General features: G+C 40.3%; 2 protein-coding genes. Both read right to left on the bottom strand.

Annotated elements, in window-relative coordinates; genetic code table 11:
* Positions 1-167: 167 nt before the first annotated feature.
* The gene (locus tag ACHEVO_RS13395) at positions 168-1,226 is read right to left on the bottom strand and encodes a TRAP transporter substrate-binding protein (protein WP_298811632.1); all 1,059 of its coding nucleotides are present in this window, start codon (positions 1,224-1,226) and stop codon (positions 168-170) included.
* A gap of 381 nt (positions 1,227-1,607) precedes the next feature.
* Positions 1,608-1,955, bottom strand: coding sequence for a hypothetical protein (locus ACHEVO_RS13400; RefSeq protein WP_394125235.1), 348 nt, complete (start codon positions 1,953-1,955; stop codon positions 1,608-1,610).
* Positions 1,956-2,220: the final 265 nt, after the last annotated feature.

Below are 2,220 nucleotides of genomic sequence, written 5' to 3' on the forward strand. Positions count from 1 at the left end.
GTAAAGCCAAACTCACCGCCGGTGAGTTTGAATATGTAGCGTGCGACGACGTCGAGCATGGTGGTTAGGACGATGATAATGAGACTCACCCCACCGATAAACTGGCATAATCTAGAGATTAAGACGCTGAGCTTGACTAAAAATGCCATGTGACACCTCCAATTAGGTTAGACCTTACAGGCAGCACTGGCAGCTTTTGCTTTTTCATAGACGCCATCAGCATCTAAACCCAAAGCGTTAACATCACTTAAATATTTTTGGGTTCCTCTTTCAAGTGGCCCTTTCCAATCTGGATCATTTAGCGGATCAGGAATTTCGACAATTTCATCACCCTTATCTTTAGCAGCTTGAATTGCCATCTGGTCATGCTTATCAAATACTTCACCAACTTTACTGGCCAACGCCATTCCTGAGTTTTTATCCAAAACTTGTTTTAGATCGTCAGGTAAATTGTCGTATTTGTCTTTGTTCATCGTGACCATAAGCGCTGAACTATAGAAAGGAATGTTGGTATGATATTTGGTAATCTCATCAATCTTAAATGCTGTTACCGCCTCCCAAGGGAAACTTAAACCATCAACGACACCGCGCTGTAGAGAGGTATACATATCGTTTGCAGGTAGACCTACTGGTGAAGCGCCCGCACTTTCGATAATGTCACCTGCCACAGCTGAAGGACGGCGAATGCGCATACCTTTCATATCTGCAGGCGTACGAATTAACTTATCCGTTGTATGAAGTGCACCAGGTCCGCCACCGTACATAAACAGTAAATGAGTATCTTCGTACTCACTCGCTAAAGTACCGTCATCATATAGGGTCTGTAGCATACAGCCCATTTGGGTTGCTGAGTTTGATAAACCTGGAAGCTCAGTAATCTGAGTCAGAGGAAAGCGGCCATTGGTATAACCATGCGCTTGTGAACCGATATCGATCGTACCTTTGGCAGCAGATTCATAAGTAACATCTGCTTTAGCGAGGCCCGCTGATGGATACAGCTCAACTTTTAAACGGCCGTCAGAATCTGTTTCTATCTGTTTTGCCCAAGGCTCAAAGACTTCTTTACTGATAGATGAGGTTGCAGGCCAAAAATGCGAAAACCGTAGCACGGTAGTTTCTTGAGAAGTGGCTGATGAGCCATCAGTCGTATCAGCAGATTGGTTAGAACAGCCAAGAAGACTAATAGCGGCTAAAGCACCAATTGAAAAAAGAGGAGCTAACTTCATTATCAATTCCTTTTGATAATTATGGGGATAGGAGTAAGATGTTACGAGCAGACAATCCGATTCATCCTAGATTAAATTGTCTACAAGGTTTAGATATATTTTTTACATACCTGTAATAAAAGTACTGTTTAAAATTAGCAGCTATAATGATAGAAGTCAAATCATTTTGAGCAGATTATAAAGGATATATTCATATTATAGATATATTTCTAATACTTAAATTGTTTATATAGGTAATAGTAAAAAGTAAGTAGATTAAAATAATTTCTCATAAAAAAGCTCTCAGCCTGTTATCCAGTTGAGAGCTTTATTGTGTAAATATCTTATAAATTCATAGAAGCTGCTCTAAGCAATTATACAAATCATAATAGTGGTGAAGCGCTACTCTTCCATCTGCCACTTATCATCTACCCATACAGCATCGTTATCATCTAGATGTACATGCCATTCTGCATCAGTTACCACAAGGCGAATCTCAGTCAAACATTGTAGCCAATGCTCTAAGGTATACATAAGATCTTCTACATCCATACTAACAGGTAACTTTGTAGCTCCTGCTAGTATTACTTCTGATTCACTATCATCGTATGCATAGAGATCGAAAGTCTCTGCATCATCTGCATGCTTAAAGTTTTCATTATAGTCATCGACTATTGATGCAACTTTCTCTTGCTCCTGTTGAGTCAAGAGAGTAGAACGTTCAGCAGTATAGTAGAGTGAAACGCCCATAATATGCTCCAAAATGAATGAAAAATAGTAGATTCTAGAAGTGAATAAATAGTATCACATCAAACTAGTTTGTAGGAAATTTTGAATTATTGACCGAAGCATCTAGCGCTAAAGAGTCCAGCACCTAGCACTGGCACCAAACTGCGCACAAAGAAAATCCCCCGACAAGCTAATGTCGGGGGATATTCAGAATAGAGAGCTGACGATGACCTACTCTCACATGGGCGAACCACACTACCATTGGCGCTACGATGTTTCACTTCTG

Origin of the sequence: Psychrobacter nivimaris (assembly GCF_043419765.1) — a bacterium.
Classification (GTDB): domain Bacteria; phylum Pseudomonadota; class Gammaproteobacteria; order Pseudomonadales; family Moraxellaceae; genus Psychrobacter.

Excerpts from the sequence above, each read along its gene's own strand:
- ACHEVO_RS13395 (WP_298811632.1), bottom strand. The coding sequence starts at position 1,226 with ATGAAGTTAGCTCCTCTTTTTTCAATTGGTGCTTTAGCCGCTATTAGT.
- ACHEVO_RS13400 (WP_394125235.1), bottom strand. The coding sequence starts at position 1,955 with ATGGGCGTTTCACTCTACTATACTGCTGAACGTTCTACTCTCTTGACT.